General features: G+C 75.8%; 1 pseudogene. It reads left to right on the top strand.

The features are described from left to right. A pseudogene (locus ACVNF4_RS36775) lies at positions 1-404 on the top strand (hypothetical protein); the annotation flags it as partial. Positions 405-600 lie beyond the last annotated feature (196 nt).

The raw sequence follows: 600 nt of genomic DNA, 5'->3' as shown, positions 1-600 counted from the left end.
CCCCCGCGCGCGACGCCCTGCGCGCGGCGGCCCGCCTGACCGGCACCTCCTGGGCCAGCCGCCCCTACGGCAACACCCCCCTCGACACCGCCCTCCAGGTCGCCCTCGCCCTCTCCGCCGACCGCCCCGACAACGCCCAGCTCCTCGCCCAGTCCGGCCCCCTGCACCTGCGCGAGGACACCGTCGACGGCCGCCCCTACGCCGTCCTCTCCGGCCCCCGCCCCCGCCCCGCCGCCTCCGCCGCACCCCTCACCGGCCGTTCCCCCGTCACCTACTGGATCGACGCCGACGGAGCCGTACGCCGCGTCACCGTGCGCCTCGGGGAGAAACAGAACGTGACGCTCGACCTGACGGGGGAGAAGGTCCGGGGGAGCGTCCCCAAGGGGCCGTGGGACCGAAAATGACCGGATCGACGCCCCCGCAGGGAGCATCGATCCGGTCACCGGGTTTCGCAATTGTTCGTTTCTCGGCCCCGAGGCCCTTACGACGGCACGCGATACGCCCTCACGTTCACCCGCCCCGGCAGCCCCACCGCCGCCCGCGCGGGCGCCCCGGACGCGTCCGGCAGATTCGGCTGGGCCGGCGGGACCGGCGCGTCCT

The sequence above is a fragment of the Streptomyces sp. S6 genome, assembly GCF_054880855.1.
This window is presented reverse-complemented; position numbering and strand designations above follow the sequence as displayed.